General features: G+C 71.7%; 20 protein-coding genes. 10 read left to right on the plus strand and 10 right to left on the minus strand.

Annotated elements, in window-relative coordinates; all coding sequences use genetic code 11:
* Nucleotides 1-115: 115 nt before the first annotated feature.
* From FS641_RS13425 to FS641_RS13450, 6 genes are all read left to right on the plus strand, one after another.
* Nucleotides 116-2578, plus strand: coding sequence for a phosphoketolase (locus FS641_RS13425; RefSeq protein WP_144764650.1), 2463 nt, complete (start codon nt 116-118; stop codon nt 2576-2578).
* A gap of 95 nt (nt 2579-2673) precedes the next feature.
* Nucleotides 2674-3015 (plus strand): hypothetical protein, encoded by a 342-nt coding sequence (locus tag FS641_RS13430; RefSeq protein WP_144764652.1) that lies wholly within the window; start codon nt 2674-2676, stop codon nt 3013-3015.
* Nucleotides 2996-3208 carry a hypothetical protein gene (locus tag FS641_RS13435; protein WP_144764654.1) on the plus strand — a complete coding sequence of 71 codons (213 nt, stop codon included), beginning with the start codon at nt 2996-2998 and terminating at the stop codon, nt 3206-3208. Before FS641_RS13430 ends, FS641_RS13435 begins: the two co-directional genes overlap by 20 nt.
* 33 nt (nt 3209-3241) lie before the next feature.
* Entirely contained in the window at nt 3242-3925 is a 684-nt protein-coding gene (locus FS641_RS13440; RefSeq protein ID WP_144764656.1) for a fumarylacetoacetate hydrolase family protein, read from the plus strand.
* Between the two features lie 160 nt (nt 3926-4085).
* The gene (locus FS641_RS13445; RefSeq protein WP_144764658.1) at nt 4086-5033 is read left to right on the plus strand and encodes a sugar phosphate isomerase/epimerase; all 948 of its coding nucleotides are present in this window, start codon (nt 4086-4088) and stop codon (nt 5031-5033) included.
* A gap of 10 nt (nt 5034-5043) precedes the next feature.
* Nucleotides 5044-5223 (plus strand): hypothetical protein, encoded by a 180-nt coding sequence (locus FS641_RS13450; protein WP_144764660.1) that lies wholly within the window; start codon nt 5044-5046, stop codon nt 5221-5223.
* Nucleotides 5224-5296: 73 nt separating this feature from the next.
* Here FS641_RS13450 and FS641_RS13455 read toward each other — a convergent pair whose 3' ends face one another.
* The 6 genes from FS641_RS13455 to FS641_RS13475 all read right to left on the minus strand — a co-directional run bounded on the left by FS641_RS13455 (nt 5297) and on the right by FS641_RS13475 (nt 10784).
* Nucleotides 5297-5626, minus strand: coding sequence for a hypothetical protein (locus tag FS641_RS13455; protein WP_144764662.1), 330 nt, complete (start codon nt 5624-5626; stop codon nt 5297-5299).
* On the minus strand, nt 5623-6201 hold the full coding sequence (locus tag FS641_RS13460; protein ID WP_144764664.1) for a hypothetical protein: 579 nt from the start codon (nt 6199-6201) through the stop codon (nt 5623-5625). The genes FS641_RS13455 and FS641_RS13460 overlap by 4 nt, the downstream gene beginning before the upstream one ends.
* Nucleotides 6198-6710, minus strand: a complete 513-nt coding sequence (locus FS641_RS13465) for an RNA polymerase sigma factor (RefSeq protein WP_260855829.1) — start codon at nt 6708-6710, stop codon at nt 6198-6200. Before FS641_RS13465 ends, FS641_RS13460 begins: the two co-directional genes overlap by 4 nt.
* A 361-nt stretch (nt 6711-7071) precedes the next feature.
* Entirely contained in the window at nt 7072-7227 is a 156-nt protein-coding gene (locus FS641_RS18150) for a hypothetical protein (protein ID WP_186317762.1), read from the minus strand.
* A gap of 150 nt (nt 7228-7377) precedes the next feature.
* Nucleotides 7378-9897: an ATP-dependent DNA ligase gene (locus tag FS641_RS13470; protein ID WP_144764666.1), complete on the minus strand. Its 2520-nt coding sequence runs from the start codon at nt 9895-9897 to the stop codon at nt 7378-7380.
* Nucleotides 9894-10784 carry an SDR family oxidoreductase gene (locus tag FS641_RS13475; protein ID WP_144764668.1) on the minus strand — a complete coding sequence of 297 codons (891 nt, stop codon included), beginning with the start codon at nt 10782-10784 and terminating at the stop codon, nt 9894-9896. The genes FS641_RS13470 and FS641_RS13475 overlap by 4 nt, the downstream gene beginning before the upstream one ends.
* Before the next feature lie 63 nt (nt 10785-10847).
* Between FS641_RS13475 and FS641_RS13480 the strand changes: the two genes are divergently transcribed.
* Both FS641_RS13480 and FS641_RS18460 read left to right on the plus strand, forming a co-directional pair.
* Nucleotides 10848-11885: a Ku protein gene (locus tag FS641_RS13480; RefSeq protein WP_144764670.1), complete on the plus strand. Its 1038-nt coding sequence runs from the start codon at nt 10848-10850 to the stop codon at nt 11883-11885.
* Nucleotides 11886-12017 (plus strand): hypothetical protein, encoded by a 132-nt coding sequence (locus tag FS641_RS18460; protein WP_260855830.1) that lies wholly within the window; start codon nt 11886-11888, stop codon nt 12015-12017.
* A 22-nt stretch (nt 12018-12039) separates the two neighbouring features.
* Here the strand turns inward: FS641_RS18460 and FS641_RS13485 are convergent, their stop codons facing one another.
* A complete protein-coding gene (locus tag FS641_RS13485) occupies nt 12040-12765 on the minus strand; it encodes an SDR family oxidoreductase (protein WP_144764673.1) in 726 nt (241 codons plus the stop codon).
* A gap of 43 nt (nt 12766-12808) precedes the next feature.
* Here FS641_RS13485 and FS641_RS13490 point away from each other — a divergent pair, with 43 nt between their 5' ends.
* Nucleotides 12809-13579, plus strand: a complete 771-nt coding sequence (locus FS641_RS13490) for an SDR family NAD(P)-dependent oxidoreductase (RefSeq protein WP_144764675.1) — start codon at nt 12809-12811, stop codon at nt 13577-13579.
* A gap of 16 nt (nt 13580-13595) precedes the next feature.
* On the opposite strand, the gene FS641_RS18155 is transcribed toward FS641_RS13490, so the two are convergent.
* Nucleotides 13596-14147, minus strand: a complete 552-nt coding sequence (locus FS641_RS18155; RefSeq protein ID WP_186317763.1) for a DUF6328 family protein — start codon at nt 14145-14147, stop codon at nt 13596-13598.
* 69 nt (nt 14148-14216) lie between these two features.
* Between FS641_RS18155 and FS641_RS13500 the strand changes: the two genes are divergently transcribed.
* The gene (locus FS641_RS13500) at nt 14217-14822 is read left to right on the plus strand and encodes an antibiotic biosynthesis monooxygenase (RefSeq protein WP_144764677.1); all 606 of its coding nucleotides are present in this window, start codon (nt 14217-14219) and stop codon (nt 14820-14822) included.
* Between the two features lie 406 nt (nt 14823-15228).
* Here the strand turns inward: FS641_RS13500 and FS641_RS13505 are convergent, their stop codons facing one another.
* Both FS641_RS13505 and FS641_RS13510 read right to left on the minus strand, forming a co-directional pair.
* Nucleotides 15229-16086, minus strand: coding sequence for a ribokinase (locus tag FS641_RS13505; protein WP_144764679.1), 858 nt, complete (start codon nt 16084-16086; stop codon nt 15229-15231).
* Nucleotides 16083-17513 carry an MFS transporter gene (locus FS641_RS13510; protein ID WP_144764681.1) on the minus strand — a complete coding sequence of 477 codons (1431 nt, stop codon included), beginning with the start codon at nt 17511-17513 and terminating at the stop codon, nt 16083-16085. The genes FS641_RS13505 and FS641_RS13510 overlap by 4 nt, the downstream gene beginning before the upstream one ends.
* Nucleotides 17514-17517 lie beyond the last annotated feature (4 nt).

The following is a 17517-nucleotide window of genomic DNA, read 5'->3' on the forward strand; positions in this document are numbered from 1 at the left end:
GCTGGTGAGCGCCCCGGGTGTTTCCCGGACTGTGCAAGTGATTCGACACCCTCACCAGAACGGATTGGACGGATTCCTGATCCCTTCGCTCGGACTCCTCCGTAGATTCGGGTGCATGGCGACCGAGCAGCTCCAGACCACCGACCGCATCCGCGCGATCGACGCGTGGTGGCGTGCAGCGAACTACCTCACCGTCGGGCAGATCTACCTGATGGAGAACCCGCTGCTGTCCCGTCCGATCGAACCGGACGACGTGAAGCCGCGGCTGCTCGGACACTGGGGCACCTCCCCCGCGCTCAACCTCGTGTACGCGCACTGCAACGCGCTCATCGCCGCCTCCGACCGGCAGATGCTCTACATCTGCGGCCCCGGGCACGGCGGCCCCGCGATGAACGCGAACGCCTGGCTGGACGGCACGTGGCAGGAGCTCTACCCGGGCACGACCCTGCAGCAGTTCTTCCGGCAGTTCTCGTTCCCCGGCGGCATCCCCTCGCACGCGGCACCGGAGACCCCCGGGTCGATCAACGAGGGCGGCGAGCTCGGCTACTCCCTCGCGCACGCCTACGGTGCGGCCCTCGACAACCCCGACCTCATCGTGACCTGTGTCGTCGGCGACGGTGAGGCCGAGACCGGTCCGCTCTCCGGCTCGTGGCAGGCGCACACCTTCCTCGACCCGGTGGCCGACGGTGCGGTGCTGCCGATCCTCAACCTCAACGGCTGGAAGATCGCGAACCCGACGGTCCTCGCCCGCATCCCCGCCGAGGACCTGACGGCGTACTTCCGCGGGCTCGGGTACGAGCCGATCGTCGTCGACTCCGCACGCGTGGGCGACGACCCCTTCGCGGTGCACGCCCTGTTCGACGGCGCCCTCCGACGCGCGCTCGCGACGATCGACGACATCCAGGCCGCCGCCCGCGCACAGGCCGCCCGTGCCGCCGCGGGCGAGATGGCCGGCGCCGCGGACATCCGACCCCGCTGGCCGATGATCATCCTGCGCACGCCCAAGGGCTGGACCGGGCCGAAGGAGGTCGACGGCCAGAAGGTCGAGGGCACCTTCCGGGCCCACCAGGTCCCGCTGCCCTCGGTCCGCACCGACGACTCCCACCGCGCGCAGCTCCAGGAGTGGATGGAGTCCTACCGGCCCGACGAGCTGTTCGACGAGGACGGTTCGGGCATCGGGCTCCTCGAGGGCATCCGGCCCGCCGGAGACCTGCGGATGAGCGCGACGCCGCACGCCAACGGCGGTCGGATCCGCACCGCACTCGAGCGCCGTCCGCTGTCGTCGTTCGGGGTGGAGGCCGGGTCGGAGGCCTCCTCGACCGGCACCCTCGGCCCCTGGCTCGCGGCCCTCACCGCCGACAACCCCTCCTCCTTCCGCCTGTTCGGCCCGGACGAGACCGTGTCGAACAAGCTCGACGCCGTGTTCGACGTGACGAACCGCGTCTGGCGGGCGGGCAACGGCCCGGACGACGAGCACATCGCCCCGACCGGGCGGGTCGTCGAGATCCTGTCCGAGCACCTGCTCGAGGGGATGCTCGAGGGCTACGTGCTGTCCGGTCGCCACGGCATCCTCAACACGTACGAGGCGTTCGCCCACATCATCGACTCGATGGTCGGGCAGTACACCAAGTGGCTGGAGTCCTCCGCGGGGATCGACTGGCGTGCACCCGTCGCGAACCTCACCATCCTGCTGTCCTCGCACGTCTGGCGGCAGGACCACAACGGGTTCTCGCACCAGGACCCCGGGTTCCTCGACGTCGTGGCGTCGAAGCAGCAGGACTTCGTGCGCATCAAGCTCCCGGCGGACGCGAACATCCTCCTCGCCGTGGCGGCACACGCGATGGAGACGACGGACCGGATCGAGGTCATCGTCGCCGGCAAGCACCCCGAGCCGGTGTTCCTGTCCCTCGACGACGCGGTCGCGCACGCCGAGGCGGGCTCCGGCGTGTGGGACTGGGCCGGCACCGAGGAGTCGGTCGGCCGGACGGACGTCGTCCTCGTCTCCGCCGGCGACGTCCCGACCGTGGAGACCGTCGCAGCGGCCGACATCATCCGACAGCACGCGCCGGACGTCGGCGTGCGGGTCGTGAACGTCGTCGACCTGCTCTCGCTCGGGGACGCCCGGAAGCACGCCCACGCCATGTCGGACGAGCGGTACGACGAGCTCTTCCGCCCCGGTACGCCGGCCGTCTTCGCCTTCCACGGCTACCCGTCGCTCGTGCACCAGCTCACCTACCGACGGAACGGCCACGACGACCTGCACGTGCACGGCTTCCTCGAGCGGGGCACCACCACGTCCCCGTTCGACATGCTGATGCGCAACGAGATGGACCGGTTCGCCCTGGCGCACGACGCCCTCACCCGGGTGGCTGACGGCTCGGACCGCTTCGACGAGCTGCTCGGGAAGCTGTCCGCGGCCCGGGACGCTGCCCGCACGTACGCCTACACGAAGGGCGAGGACCACCCGTCCCTCGCTGACTGGCACTTCGCGGGCTGGCCGCAGGACGAGCCCGCGTCCGGCGGCGCCGGGACCGACCCCGGCACGGGTGAGACGGAGAGCGCGGCACCCGGGCAGTAGGACGCGGTCCTCCACCGTCCGGGAGGCCCCGATCGCCGTCCACAGATCGGGTCGCCACGTCCCGCGGCTGGCTCCAGCGCTCCAGGCTGGTCTGCATGGACAGCACCTGGATCGCGTGGACCAGCGCGGTCGTCGCGGCGGCGAGTGCCGGCGGCGCACTCGCATCGCTCGTGGTCACCGTGCGCGAAGGTCGGGCGCTGCGTCGAAACACAGAGTTCTTGGCGCATCGCGACCAGTGGTGGAAGCGTTGGTCATGGGTCGCCGAGCGGGCGGTCTCCGACGACGAGTCCGCCCAGGCAGCGGCATCGATCATGGCGACCGCCCTCCAGGGGCGTCGATGGACCACGGATGACGACAGGTACATGTACGACGCCGTCCGTGATCGTTTCCCAGACACCGTGACACAGGAGGAGAACCGTGATCTCGAAACTGAGTGACCGAGCGTTCAAGGAGCGCCTGGACCGAGCCGAGCTCTGCATCCCCGCGTTGCTCGAGAGCGAGTACTACCGCCCGATCATGCTGGCCAAGGGCCGCGACGTCGAACTCCAGGAGCTCCGGGCCGAATGGCGCGAGCGTCAGGAACGCGCACGAGCGCGCAGGTTGCGGTACGAAGCCTCGTTCGCCGACTGAGTGCACCGGGCCGGCCCGTGGCACGCTGGGCAGGTGTCCGACCTCGTGATCCCGGCCCCGCCCACCCCGACCGTCCCGACGACGAGCGGCGCGCGCTTCCCGGTCCGTCGTGTGTTCTGCGTCGGTCGGAACTACGCCGCGCACGCCCGTGAGATGGGCCACGACCCGGACCGCGAGCCGCCGTTCTTCTTCACGAAGCCGGCCGATGCGGTCGTCGTCGACGGCGCCGACACCCCGTACCCGCCGGCGACCGACCGGCTCGAGCACGAGGTCGAACTCGTCGCGGCGATCGGCGTCGGCGGTTCGGACATCCCGGTGGAGCACGCACTCGAGCACGTCTGGGGCTACGCGGTCGGGCTCGACCTGACCCGGCGCGACCTCCAGGCAGCGGCGAAGCAGCTCGGACGACCGTGGGACCTCGCGAAGGGGTTCGACGCATCGGCTCCGATCGGCACGCTCGTACCGGCGTCCACGGTCGACCCGACCCGCGGGGCGATCACGCTCGAGGTCGACGGCGGGACACGGCAGCGCGGCGATCTCGCCGACCAGATCTGGTCCGTCGCCGAGGTGGTCGCCGAGCTCTCCCGCTTCGTCGCCCTCGCACCCGGTGACCTCGTGATGACCGGCACGCCGGACGGCGTCGGCCGGGTCGAGCGGGGCACCGACCTCCTCGGCACGATCGACGGCGTCGGGACGGTCTCCACCCGGATCGTGTGACGCCGAGCACCGACGACCTGGGCAGCGCCGTCTGTGAACCTTCCGAGCCACGGCGAGTACCACTGAGGGACGACGCCGGTGGGGGAACCAGCGTCGTGGCCAGATCAGGGACAGCGGGACGCCGACGCAGCACCGTGCGACCGCGACGGAAGGTGGCGACGTGTTGGAACACGACCTGCTCGCGACGTCCTGGACGTGGGACGGCGACGAACCCATCGCGGAGCGCGTCCGAGCCGTCGGCGACGCCGGGTTCGCCGGGATCTCCCTGGCCCTGGACGACCTGCACGAGGTCCGCGCCACCATCGGCTTCAGCGCACTCCGCCGCATGCTCGACGACGCCGGCATCGTGTGGATCCAGCTCGGCACGCTCGGCAACTGGTGGACGTGCACGAGCCGCACGACCGGCGAGGACGCCGACCGCGGCGTGCTCCTCGAGGCAGCGGCTGCCCTCCGCGCCTGGCAGGTGGTCGTCCGTGCCGACGTCTCGCTGCCCGGTGTCTCCCCCGCAGCGATGCTCGAGGACTGGTCAGTGCTCGCCACCCAGGCGGAGAGCGTCGGGGCGCAGCTCCTGCTCGAACCCGAACCGTGGTCGAACCTCCCGACGGTCGAACGCGCCTCCCGCTTCGTCGCCGCGGCCGGGCACGAGAACGGCGGACTCCTGCTCGACGCGATGCACGCCCTCCGCGGTGGTTCCACGCTCGCGTCGATCCGTCAGGGTGTGGTCCCGTCGACCCTCGCCGCCGTCGAGCTCAGCGACGGCCTCATGACGACCCCGAGCGGGATGACGCTCGCTGACGAAGCGCGGGACGGCCGGTACCTGCCCGGCGCGGGCGCCTGGGACCTCCCGGGGTTCATCCGTGTCGCACGCGAACTCGGCTACGACGAGCCGTGGGGCGTCGAGGTCCGGACACCGGCGCACCGAGCCCTGCCGATCGCGGAGGCCCTCCGCACCGCGGCCACGGCGACCAGGGCGGTCCTCGACGCCGCGGACGCGTTCGGTGCCCCAGCGGCCCCGGCCATGCCGACGACGCCGGCTCCGACCTCGGCGGTCGACTTCGATGCGCCGCCGCGGCCTCGCCGGGAGACCGGTACAGGGACGCCCGCGTAGGTTCTCCGTCATGAGCGATCAGGCACCGAACGGCGACGACGACCTCCTCCGCGAGTCGCAGCAGTCCATCGACGAGGCGAAGGCAGCGGCGGCGGACGTCGTCGAGCCGGAGGAAGAGGACCTCGTGGACGAGGGCATCCCCGCGGCGGACGGACCCGCAGCGGGCGACGACCCCGCACCGGCAGCCTGACCCGACGCCGACACCACACGGGTCGTCAGGCGATCCGCTCGGCCGGCGATCCGGTCGGCAGACGATCCGGTCGTCAGGCGATCTCGACGACCCGGACCGTCACGTCGGTCGGCACCGCTCCCGTGAGCTCGACGGCACACGTCCGCACCGCGTCCCGGACCGCCCGGAGCGTGGCGATCGCGGACACCCCGGCGTCGACGGTGACGACGACCCGGAACCGCATGCCGTCCTGCCGGTCATCGACCAGCACCGCTCCCCCGTCGCGCGGCAGGTCGAGCGCTGAGCGGACGTCGCGGACCAGGACGGCGAGGCTCGGCCCGGGCGGGATCACCGACCGCACTCCCGCGACGGCGAGGACGGTCTCGGTCAGGGACCGGGACAGGGCACGGGTGTCGTTCGTCACGGAGCCTCCCCCGGGGTCATCAGGTCCGCCACCCGGACCGTGAGCGACCGCACCACGAGGGGCGTGTGCTCGGCGAGTGCGGCGGCGACGAGCACCCGCAGCGCCTCGGCTCGGTCGTGGATGGGCGCGGCGTGGTCGACGACGACCGCGACCTCGACGTCGACCGGCGTCCCCGCGGTCGTGACGTCGCCGGTGAACCGCGTCCGACGCACCACGACGCCGGGGACCCGGTCACCGAGCGACCGGATGAGTCCTCGGACGGCCCCCTCGGTGACCGAGAGGGTCGAGGCCGGGTCGTCGTCGGGGACCGGGATGTCGCGCCCGGCGTGGGCGGTGGTCCTGATCGAGGCGAGGACGCTCGTGATCCACCCGTCGTCGGCGGCGCCGGCGGCGCGGACGTCGGTGTCGAGCAGGTCGGCCGACGCCCTGCGGAGCCGTTCGAGCCGTTCCAGCGCGGCACTCGCTGCCGGGTCGGCCTCGATGTCGTCCCGGACCGGCTCCCGGCCGGTGTCGAGGTAGTCGGAGAGCTCGTCGAGGGTGAAGGCGCCGTAGCGGTCGTCGAGGTCGTCGCTCATCGCCACTCCTCCATCCGCTCGAGCACGGCGCGCCGGGCACGTGCGAGCAGCCCCCGCACGCTCGCCGCCGAGAGCCCGGTCTGCTCGGCGATCTCGGCGTACGACGCCCCGCCGATCTCGCGCATCACCCACACTGCCCGCTGCGCGTCCGGGAGGTTCTGCACGACCGCCGCCAGCGCGTCGACCTGCATCCGCACGGCGACGACCTCGTCGACGGGGCGCTCGGTGGACGGCTCGGGGACGGCCTCGAGGTCGAGGTGCGGATGCCGGCGACGGAGGCGGTCCAGCGCCTTGTTGGCCGCGATGCGGAACAACCACGTCCGGACCCGGTCCGGATCCTCGACCCGGTCGATCCGCTGCCAGGCGAGCAGTGACGCCTCCTGCACCGCGTCGTCCGCCTCGCCGTCCCCGTGCCCGAGGATCCGCGCGGCGTAGGCACGCATCAGCGGACCGTACCGGCGGATGAGCACCCCGAACGCGGCGGCGTCGCCGTCGGCCGAGCGCTCCACGAGCGACCCGTCGGACAGCGACGCGAGCTGGGTGTCCTCGGTCAGGAGTCGGCCTTCCTCGTCGTGGTGGTCGGATCGGTGCGTGACGAATCCGGGTCTCGGTTCGTCATGAGGGGGTGCCCCCCGTCCGTTCGGGACGATCCGCTCCGGAGTGTCCCTGACGTTCGGGTGACGAGCGCGCCGTGGCCGGTCCGCCCTGAACGACCGGTCACGGCGCTTCGGCGGCGGCCCGTGTGTTCCCTGATCCGGCGCACGGGCCGCCCTGCCGATGTCCGCTCAGCCGGTCGCCGCCCTGCCGATGTCCGCTCAGCCGGTCGCCGCCCTGCCGGTGTCTGCCCGGCCGGTGTCTGCTCGGCCGGCCTCAGTCGTCGACCTGGTCGCCCAGGAAGTCCGCGTACGTCACCTCGGCGTCCGCCGGCGCCCCGTCGGGTTCGGCGTCTGCCGACCGTGCGTCGTCCCCCGACATCTCCACGCGCTCCCGTGCGGAGAACGGTGGCAGGTAGTTGCTCGCGCTCATCGCCACCCCTTTCGTCTCGGCGACGGTAACAGTCCGCTGCGCACAGCAGGTCGGCCGCGGTGCTTTCGTCCCCCGTGCGGAGGCGGATCGGGGGACGGAAGTTCGCCTCCAGCGGACCCCATGCGCACGCATCCTCGGCCACGCGCGCGCTCAGCCCTCGTGCACCACGTCGTCCGGCGCCTTGTCCGGCCGCCACCCGCGCCACGACGGCTGTCGGAGCCGCCCGTCGCCGGTCCACTCCGCGAACTCGACCTCGCCCACGCGCTCCGGCGTCACCCAGTGCGCGTCCCGGGCGTCCGGCGCCGGGACGTCGACGAACGGGCTGGTCTTCCGCTCGATCCGACCGAGGACCGTCTGGATCTCGTCGAGGTCACGGTCTCGGAACCCGGTCCCGACCTTGCCGATGTACTCCAGGCCGTCCGGGCCCGGGATGCCGAGCAGCAGCGAGCCGATCCCGCCGGCCCGTCGGCCGTTGCCCGGCTTCCACCCGCCGACGACGACCTCCTGGGTGGCGTGGTGCTTCAGCTTGAGCCAGGACTCGGAGCGCCGCCCCTCGGCGTAGCGCGACGACCGTTTCTTCGCCACGACCCCCTCCAGCCCGGCCGCCGCCGAGTCCGCCACGGCCCGGGCGAGGTCGCCCGTGGACGCAGCGGGGACGTCGACAGCGCCGCCGGGCTCGACGACGGTCTCGAGCGCCTGCCGCCGGTGGTCGTACCCGAGTCGGGTCAGTTCGTGTCCGTCCGCCTCGAGGACGTCGAACAGCAGCAGCCGCACCGGTGTCTGGCTCCGCGCGGCCTCCACCTCGCGCGGCTTCGTCAGCCCCATCCGGTTCTGCAGCAGCTGGAACGAGGGACGCCCACGCTCGTCGAGCGCGACGACCTCGCCGTCGAACACCCCGTCGACACCGGCCCGCTGTGCGAGTTCCTGGAGCTCCGGGTACTGCGCCGTCAGGTCGTTGCCGTTCCGGCTCCGCAGTGTGACCGCACCGTCGCGGACCGTCGCCAGCGCGCGCACGCCGTCCCACTTCACCTCGAAGGCCCACTGCTCCGGGTCGAGGTGCGGCTCGCCCTTCGCGAGCGTCGCCTGCATCGTCCGACGCTCGACCGGGTCGGTGTCCGCCGTGGCGGCTCCGTCGATCCGCCCGCCCCCGGTGCCGCTCCTGCTCGCCGGTCGGGAGGCTCGGCTCGCGCCCGTCGCGCCGGTCGCCTCGTCCGTGGCCTCCGGCTGGTCCTTCGTCCGGTGGATGAGCCAGTTCTTCTCGTCGCCCTCGCGGCCGCGCCCGCGGCCCCGGGTGTGCAGGATCGCGAGGCGCCGCGTGCCGTTCGTGCGACCGTGCAGGGTGACGATGACCTCCTCGCCCTCACGCCACTTCTCGAGCTCGTACGTGCCGTCGTCCCAGATCGTGACGGTCCCGCCGCCGTACTCGTCCGCCGGGATGGTGCCCTCGAAGCCGCCGTACTCGAGCGGGTGGTCCTCCGTCATCACCGCGAGGTGGTTCTTCCCCGGGTCGGTCGGCTCCCCCTTCGGCAGCGCCCAGCTCACCAGCACGCCGTCGTGCTCGAGCCGGAAGTCGTAGTGGTCCCTGGTGGCGTGGTGCTCCTGGATGACGAACGTCGGCGTGCCGTCCTCCCGCACGCGGGGTGCGTCCTCCGGGACGGGCTCCGGGGTCTTCGACGCGTCCCGCTTCGCGCGGTAGGCGGCCAGCCGGTCGCGAGCCGGCTGCTCGGCGTCGTTCGCGTGCTGGGTCCGGTCGCTGTCCCAGTGACCGGAGTCGGGCCTCCCGACCGACAGCGCGGCGGCCGCGACCGGGTGCAGCAGGTCACCGTGGTCCTGCACCCGTTCGAGCACCTCGTCCAGCGTCAGCTGGGCGAGCCCCGGCTCCGTGAGCTCGCGCCACGACCGCGGCGCAGCCACGGTCGGCTGCTGCCGTCCGCGGAGCGAGTACGGGGCGATCGTCGTCTTGTTGCCGTTGTTCTGCGACCAGTCGACGAAGACCTTGCCGGTCCGCTCCGCGCGGCTCATCGACGACAGCACCAGGTCGGGCATGTCCTGCTCGAGCGCCTTCGCGAGTTCGTGCGCGACGTCGGACACGTGTTTCGTCGTGGACCGGCCGTCGAGGGCGGCGTAGAGGTGGATGCCCTTCGACCCCGAGGTGACCGGGTACGGCTCGAGTCCCATGCCCTGCAGGACCTCCCGCGCGGCGACCGCGACCTCGACGCACTCGGCGAGCCCGACGCCGTCGCCGGGGTCGAGGTCGAGCACCAGCCGGTCGGGGTTCTGCTGGCCGCCGCGCGGGCCGAAGCGCCACTGCGGCACGTGCAGCTCGAGCGCCGCCTGCTGTGCCATCCACACGAGCGTCGGCAGGTCGTCCACGATCGGGTACTCGTTGTCGTGTTCGGTGTGCTCGATCGTGTGGTGCCGGACCCAGTCGGGCGCGGAGTCCGGCAGGTTCTTCTCGAAGAAGACCTTGTCGTCGACGCCGTTCGCCCAGCGCTTCCTGGTGACCGGCCGGTCCTTCAGGTGCGGGATCATCCACGGCGCGACGCGGGTGTAGTACTCGATGACCCGCCCCTTCGTCGTGCCGGTCTCCGGGTACATGACCTTGTCGAGGTTCGTCAGGGCGAGCCGCCGGTCGCCCACGAGGACCGTCGTCCTGCGGGCTGGACTCACAGGGCCACTCCCGTCGCTCCCGCCACCGTCAGCGTGGTGCCGGACGTGTACGAGGACTCGGGGCCGGCCAGGTAGACGTAGGCGCCGCCGAGCTCGACGGGCTGCGCCGGCCGACCGAGCGGGTCGCTCTCGCCGTAGTGTGCGATCTCGTCGCCCGGGTAGCTGATCGGCTGGAGGGGCGTCCACACCGGACCAGGCACGACCGTGTTCGCGCGGATGCCCTTCGCGGCGAGCTGCCGGGCGAGCCCGTTGGTGTAGGTGATGATCGCCGCCTTCGTCGCCGCGTAGTCGATCATCCGGTCCTGCGGCTGGTACGCCGACACCGAGCTCGTCGTGACGATCGCGCTCCCCGGCGCCATGTGCGGCACCGCGGCCCGGACCGTCCAGAACATGGCGTAGAGGTTCACCTTCATGGTCCGGTCGAAGTCCTCGGTCGACTGCTCGGTGACGTCCTCGTGCACCTTCTGGTGTCCGGCGACCAGCACGAGCGCGTCGAGCCCGCCGAGTTCGCGGACGGCCTCGCGGACCAGCTCGCCGCAGAACGCCTCGTCCGTCAGGTCGCCGGGGAGCATGACGGCGTTCCGACCGAGGTCGGCGATGAGGTCACGGACCTCGGTGAGGTCGTCGATCTCCTCCGGCAGGGCCGTCACCGCCACGTCGGCACCCTCCTTGGCCATGGCGATCGCGGCGGCACGGCCGATGCCGGAGTCCGCCCCGGTCACGAGCACCCGGTACCCCGGCATCCGTCCCGTGCCGACGTAGCTCGTCTCGCCGTGGTCCGCCGGCGGGTCCAGCTCGCTCGCCTGGCCCGATCCCTGCTGCGTCTGCGCGGGGAACGGCGGTCGGGCGTACTTCGTCCGCGGGTCGTCCTTGTCCAGCTGGCTCATGCGCCCCATCGTGCTCCCTCCGAACTCCGGGCGCTCCAGCCTCGGGGCGGGCATCATGAGCGCATGAGGTCGATCTGGAAGGGCTCCATCGCGTTCGGGCTCGTCAACGTGCCCATCAAGGTCTACGCCGCCACCGAGACCCACGACGTGTCCCTCCACCAGGTGCACGACGAGGACAAGGCGCGCATCCGCTACAAGCGCGTCTGCGAGCTCGGGCACGAGGTCGAGTACGGCGACATCGAGCGCGCCTACGACGACGGCGAGAAGACGGTCGTGCTGTCCGCCGACGACTTCAAGAAGCTGCCCCAGGAGCAGTCGCACGAGATCGAGGTGCTCGAGTTCGTGCCCGTCGACCAGGTCGACCCGATGATGTTCGAGAAGACGTACTACCTCGAGCCGGACTCCCGCTCGCCGAAGGCGTACGTCCTGCTCCGGAGGACCCTCGAGGAGACCGACCGCCTGGCGATCGTGCAGTTCACGCTGCGGCAGAAGACCCGGCTGGGCGTGCTCCGTGTGCACGACGACGTCCTGCTCCTGCAGGGACTGCTCTGGGGCGACGAGGTGCGCTCCGCCGACTTCGCCGCGCTCGACACCTCGGTCAAGGTCAGCGCCAACGAGCTGAAGATGTCGTCGTCGCTCGTGGCGAGCATGTCGACGGACTTCGACCCGGACCGCTACACCGACGAGTACCAGGTCGAGCTGCAGCAGCTCATCGACGCGAAGCTCGAGTCCGGGGACGACGTGGACACCGAGGCGACCTTCGGCGAGCGCGACGACGCCGACGACGAAGGCGGTGACGTCATCGACCTGATGGCGGCGCTCCGTGCGTCCGTGGACAAGAAGCGGACGGGAGGCACGGGGTCGCGATCCTCCGGGTCGTCACGATCCTCCGGGTCGTCCGGGTCGTCCGGGTCGTCCGGGTCGTCGCGGTCGTCCGGGTCGTCGCGGTCGTCCGCGAAGCAGGCGGACGCCGACGAGGCTCCGGCGGAGAAGGCCCCGGCCAAGCGGACCCCCGCGAAGAAGACGACCACTGCGAAGAAGACGACGACCGCGAAGTCCTCGACGGCGAAGAAGCCCGCGGCGAAGAAGAAGGCCAGCTGAGTGGACTGGCGGGACGACCGTGCGCCGGAGACCGCGCTCGGCACCGAACCCCCTGGGCTCCGCGAGCGCATCCGGGACGAACTCGTGGACCTGGCGCGGCAGGACCGCGTCTCGGTCCACGAGCAGGACTGACCCCCGGGACGTCGACCCGCGGTCAGCGCTGGGAGACCGGGGAGACGACGAGCTCGTCGATCCGCACGTGTGCCGGGGCGTCGAGGACGAACGCGACCGTCCGGCCGATGTCCTCCGGCGTCAGCATGACCGCGCGGGCGGCGGCGTCGGGCACCTGCGGTCGCTGGTCGAGGAAGTCCGTCGCCACGTCGCCGGGGCAGAGGTGCGTGGAACGGAGGCCGTGCGGCGCCTCCTGCTGGTTGAGGGTCCTCGTCAACGACCCGAGCGCGGTCTTGCTGGCGGAGTAGGCGACCCCGGCTCCCGGCTGGAACGACCACCCCGCGTACGAGGAGACCACGACGACGACCCCGCTCCCCGACGACCGGAGCGCCGGCAGCGCGGCATCGACCACGGTGACGACCGCCGTGAGGTTCGTGTCGAGGATGCGCCGGAAGGAGTCCGTCGTCTGGTCGTCCCACCGACGTGCCGGCGCGTTCAGCCCCGCGGCGAGGACCAGACCGTCGAGCCGTCCGTGCTCGGTGAGCAGCGCCTCCTGGGCGGCCTCGACCGCGGACGCGTCGGTCACGTCGAGCGGGAGCACGTGCGCTGCGCCGCCCGCGGCGCGGATCCTCCCCGCGACCGCCTCGAGCTGCTCGACGCGACGTCCGCTGAGGACGACGGTCCATCCCGTCCGTGCAGCGGCCTCGGCACTCGCGGCGCCCATGCCGCTGCCGCCGCCGGTGACCCAGAGCACCCGTTCGGTCGTCATCGCCCAACAGTATGCTCATCGAGACCCACCGAGGGGAGCAACGATGCAACTCGACATCACCGACCGCGTGGTCGTCGTCACGGGAGCCGGCCGCGGGATCGGCCGCACGATCGCAGAGCGGTTCGCCGCCGACGGCGCCCGGGTCGTCGCACTCGACCTCGCCTTCCCGGACGGTCCGCCCGCCGTCGACGGTCGCACCGTCGACACCGAGCCCTGCAACGTCGCCGACCCGGAGTCCGTCCGCGACGCCGTGGCGGCGGTGGTCGCGCGACACGGCACCATCGACGTCCTCGTCAACAACGCGGGCATCAACGTCGACGGCACCGTCGCTGAACTGCGCTGGGCGGACTGGCAGCGGTGCATGGACGTCAACCTCGGCGGCGTCTTCCTGATGAGCCAGGCAGTGGCACCGGTCATGCAGCGCGCCGGCCGGGGTCGGATCATCAACGCGGCGTCCTTCGCGGCGATCGTCCCGAGCGTCGGCAGCGCCGCCTACGCCGCGTCGAAGGCTGCCGTCGTGTCCTTCACGCGTGTGCTCGCATCCGAACTCGGTCCGTGGGGCATCACCGTGAACGCGTACGCCCCCGGCATGGTCCCGACCGCGATGAACGGATTCGCCACCCGGCCCCAGGAGGAGCAGGACCGGCTCCTCGACACGCTGTCCCTGCGACGCTGGGAGACGGCGGACGACGTGGCGAACCTGCTGCTCTTCCTGGCCAGCGACCAGGCCGGCTACATCACCGGTGCGCTGCACGACGTCTCCGGCGGCAAGCTCGCGACGCAGATCCCGTCGAGGGCACACGGGGCACGCTAGCCCGGTCCTGCCGCGATCAGTCGTCCCGCTCGTCCTCGTCCTCGTCCTCGTCCTCGTCCTCGTCCTCGTCCTCGTCCTCGGAGGACCGTCGGAGCGCGACGGGCAACGCCGTCCAGAGCACCCCGGTCCCGATGAACACCGCAGCACCGCCGACGACACCGCCGGGGGCGCCCAGCACGACGTCGAAGACGAACGCCACGGTCCCGGCGAACAGCAGTGCGCTCGCGGTGAGCACGATGAGGAGGACGACGTTGCCGGCCCGGACCAGGTCGTGCTTCTGCCGGTGCCGGAAGACGAGTCGGTGCGTCGAGACCGCCGACAGGGCGACGATCGTCACGACGGCGGCGAGGACGACCAGCACCAGGTAGACCGTCTGCTGCACCCGTTCGAGGCTGCTGAACCGCTGCTGGAACGGCAGCGTCAGGAGGAAGCCCGCGAGGATCTGGGTGCCGGTCTGGACGATCCGCAGTTCCTGCTGGATGTCGGCCCAGTTCCGGTCCCAGCGCTCCGCCGGGGTCTCGTGCCGCCCACGCTCGATCGAGCCCTGGTCACCGTGCGCCTTGCCCATGGCCCGAAGGTACCCACCACGTCCGTCCCGTGACACGAGCGTGAAACACGGGTCGGCGACACTGATGCCATGACTCCACAAGAGCCAGGGAGCCTGCGATCGTCACCCGAGACCGCAGGGCCGCCCGTCACCGTGTCCATCACCCGCCTGGTCGAACCCGACCGCATCCCCGAGGTCACCCGCTGGGTCCAGTCCGGCGTGAACCTCGCCAACCGCTACCCGGGGTTCCTCGGCTCCGGCTGGGTCCGCTCTCGGGCGCAGTCCCGCGAGTGGCACATGCTCTACCGCTTCGCCGACCACGACTCGCTGGCCACGTGGGAGAACTCCGACGACCGGCTGCGGTGGCTCGAGCTCGGCCGTGACCTCGTCGTGGAGTCCCGCGTCGAGCGGCGCACCGGCATCGAGGGCTGGTTCGACGCCCCGGCTGATGCTCCCGTGTCGAGCGCCCCTCCGCGGTGGAAGCAGGCGGTCAGCATCTGGCTCGGCTTCTTCCCGGTGAACCTGGTGTTCACGCTCCTGGTCGGGCTCCTCGTGCCGTCGTTCGCGGAGCTCGCCGCGGTGCCACGAGTCCTCGTGACGACGCTGGTCCTCACGCCGATCATGACGTTCTGGGTGCTGCCCTTCGTGACGACGATGCTCCGGCCCTGGCTGCTCGCGCCGCCGAGGAGTCGCTGATCCACCGTCAACCTCGTGAACGACGCGAGCACCGGGTACCTCTGCCGGGCGCTCGCGTCGTTCTCCTCATCGATGGTGCTTCTGGCGTCGCCTGATGGCTGCTCCTGTGGAGACGATCGCGATGAAGACCGCTGCTCCGAGCGCAGCTCTCCCGAGCCACGAAGCGCCGCTGGCGAGGACGGCACCGAGTCCGACGAGGGTCAGGCTCGCAGCGACAGCGAACGGCAGAGTTGCACGGGACCTCGACATCTTCTCCCCCTCGCCGATCATCCGACGGAGACATCGGCGCCTCCGGCGACAGCACGGTAGCGCAACGAGCACGTGACCGGCAATACATCAGTCGGCTCGACCGGAGGCATCCACCGCGGCGTTGCGCGAAAGCGTCGGCCCGGACAGGAGGCCCGACTCACGCCCGCAGGAACGCCTCCAGCTGGTCCGTGGTCGGGTAGGAGGCCTGCGCCCCGGCTCCCGTCGCAGCGAACGCGCCGACGCCGACCGCGAAGCGCGCGGCGGCAGCGAGGTCGTCGCCGGCGGCGAGGCGGAGCGCGACCGCGCCCATGAAGGCGTCCCCGCACCCCGTGGTGTCGACGGCGTCCACGGGGACCGCGGGGATCGTCACGGGGTCGGCGACCCCGTCGTGCACGACGCAGCCGTCCCCACCGCGCGTGACGATCGACCGGGCGACGCCGTGGTCGCCGAGCTCGGCCGCCTCGTGCTCGTTGACCAGCAGGACGTCCGTCAGGTCGAGGAGCTCCCGCGGGACGTCACCGAACGGGGACAGGTTCGTGAGCACGGTGACGCCGGCGTCGTGTGCTGCGCGGGCGGCGGCGAGCACGACGTCCATCGACACCTCGAGGCAGAGGCCGAGCACCGCCGCGTCGGTGACGGCATCGGCGGGGACGTCGTCCGGCGTGAGCGTGGCGTTCGCGCCGCCGGAGATCACGATCGTGTTCTCCCCGTGGCCGTCGACCGTGATGACGGCCGTGCCGGTGGCGACGCCCTCGCGGACGGCGACGTGCGTCGTGTCGACGCCCGCCGCCGCGACGGAGTCGCGGAGCAGTGCCCCGTTCCCGTCGTCGCCGACCGCACCGATCATGCGCACGGCGCCCCCGAGCCTCCCGGCTGCGACCGCCTGGTTGGCGGACTTGCCACCGGGGAGGATCGCGAGGTCGGATCCGTGCAGGGTCTCACCGGGCTTCGGGAAGCGCTCGGTGCGGACCACGAGGTCGGCGTTGAGCGACCCGACGACGACGATGGTGTTCACCGGACGGTCTCCTTCTGGGGCAGGGCGGATGTCGTCTCCGCGTCCGACGGGCGCGGGATGAGGAACGACACGGCGAGGGCGCCGATCGTGATCACGGCTCCGAGCAGCATCCCACCGGAGTACCCCGCGGTCCCGGCCGACCCGCCCACCCCGAGGGCGATCTGCAGCGCCGGCAGCACGGCGAAGCTGACGCCGGCGCCGAGGTTGAAGGCCCCCGCGTTCAGGCCGGGCAGGAAGCCGGGGTTCGACTCCGGCGACAGGACGATGCCGAGTCCGTTGAGGATGATGTTCGCGATGCCGGCGTAGGTGATGCCGATGAGGACCGTGGCGATGACGAGCACCGGCAGCGAGTGCACGCCGACGAACGCCATGAGGAGCGTCGCGACGATGCTGCCGACGAGCCCGACACGCAGGATCGCGCGGTAGCCGAGGGTCGGCGCGAGCCGACCGGCGAACGGCCCGACGATCCAGCCGACCAGCGCGTACGGCGTGAGGAACACCAGGGAGGCGAGGTCGGCCTCCATCCCGAACCCGGCGTCGCGGTTCTGCGCGAGGCTCGTGACCAGGCCGTTGACGACCGCGAACACGCCGGTCATCGTCAGGAACGTCGTCGCGAGGAGCGCCCACGTCGCGCGGCGCTTGAGGAACCGGGTCTCCACGAGGGGCTCGCGCACCCGGGACTCGACGGCCCAGAACACGGCGAAGGCAGCGAGGGCGACGACGATCCCGCCGATGACGATCGCCGGGTTCGCGGCGCCGAGCTTGCCGGCCTCGTTGAAGGCGGTGAGCAGCGCGCCGACGCTCACGACGAGGGGCACGACGCCGACCCAGTCCATCCGGGTGCCCTCGGACGGGTGGGACTCCACGCCCCACACCGCGACCAGCGCGAGCGCGACCACGGTGACGACGGCGATGACCCAGAAGATCCCGCGGAACCCGAAGTTCGTGGCGATCCAGCCGCCCGCGAGCGAGTCGATCCCCGCGATGCCGCCGTTGACCGCGGTGAGCAGCCCGAGGGCGGCACCGTAGCGCTTCGGGTCGCTGATCTCATTGCGGAGGACGAGCAGGCAGATCGGGACGACCGGGCCGGTGACGCCCTGGATGATGCGCCCGGCGAACAGCATCGGCACGTTCACCGCCAGGGCGGCGACGACACTGCCGATGAGCATCACGGCGAGCATGCCGAGGAGCACACGCTTGCGGCCGACGATGTCGGACAGACGGGGCAGGAAGAGCGAGAACAGCGCGGCGAGCGTGAAGTACAGCGTCTGCGAGAGCCCGATGGTGGCGTCGTCGGTGTGCAGGTCCCGCGCCATCGTGACCAGGGCGGGGCTGAGCATGCTCGCGTTCAGCTGGAACGCGATGCACGCGGCGAGGAGGGCGGCGGTGAGGGCGCCGATCGACTTCGTCGTCGATGCGGTGTTCATGGTC

The organism is Curtobacterium sp. 9128, assembly GCF_007673775.1.
In the GTDB taxonomy this organism is placed as follows: Bacteria; Actinomycetota; Actinomycetes; order Actinomycetales; family Microbacteriaceae; genus Curtobacterium.

Coding starts and splice junctions, on each gene's coding strand:
- FS641_RS13425 (WP_144764650.1), top strand. CDS start 116: ATGGCGACCGAGCAGCTCCAGACCACCGACCGCATCCGCGCGATCGAC.
- FS641_RS13430 (WP_144764652.1), top strand. CDS start 2,674: ATGGACAGCACCTGGATCGCGTGGACCAGCGCGGTCGTCGCGGCGGCG.
- FS641_RS13450 (WP_144764660.1), top strand. CDS start 5,044: ATGAGCGATCAGGCACCGAACGGCGACGACGACCTCCTCCGCGAGTCG.
- FS641_RS13460 (WP_144764664.1), bottom strand. CDS start 6,201: ATGAGCGACGACCTCGACGACCGCTACGGCGCCTTCACCCTCGACGAG.
- FS641_RS18150 (WP_186317762.1), bottom strand. CDS start 7,227: ATGAGCGCGAGCAACTACCTGCCACCGTTCTCCGCACGGGAGCGCGTG.
- FS641_RS13475 (WP_144764668.1), bottom strand. CDS start 10,784: ATGAGCCAGCTGGACAAGGACGACCCGCGGACGAAGTACGCCCGACCG.
- FS641_RS13480 (WP_144764670.1), top strand. CDS start 10,848: ATGAGGTCGATCTGGAAGGGCTCCATCGCGTTCGGGCTCGTCAACGTG.
- FS641_RS13485 (WP_144764673.1), bottom strand. CDS start 12,765: ATGACGACCGAACGGGTGCTCTGGGTCACCGGCGGCGGCAGCGGCATG.
- FS641_RS13490 (WP_144764675.1), top strand. CDS start 12,809: ATGCAACTCGACATCACCGACCGCGTGGTCGTCGTCACGGGAGCCGGC.
- FS641_RS18155 (WP_186317763.1), bottom strand. CDS start 14,147: ATGGGCAAGGCGCACGGTGACCAGGGCTCGATCGAGCGTGGGCGGCAC.
- FS641_RS13500 (WP_144764677.1), top strand. CDS start 14,217: ATGACTCCACAAGAGCCAGGGAGCCTGCGATCGTCACCCGAGACCGCA.
- FS641_RS13510 (WP_144764681.1), bottom strand. CDS start 17,513: ATGAACACCGCATCGACGACGAAGTCGATCGGCGCCCTCACCGCCGCC.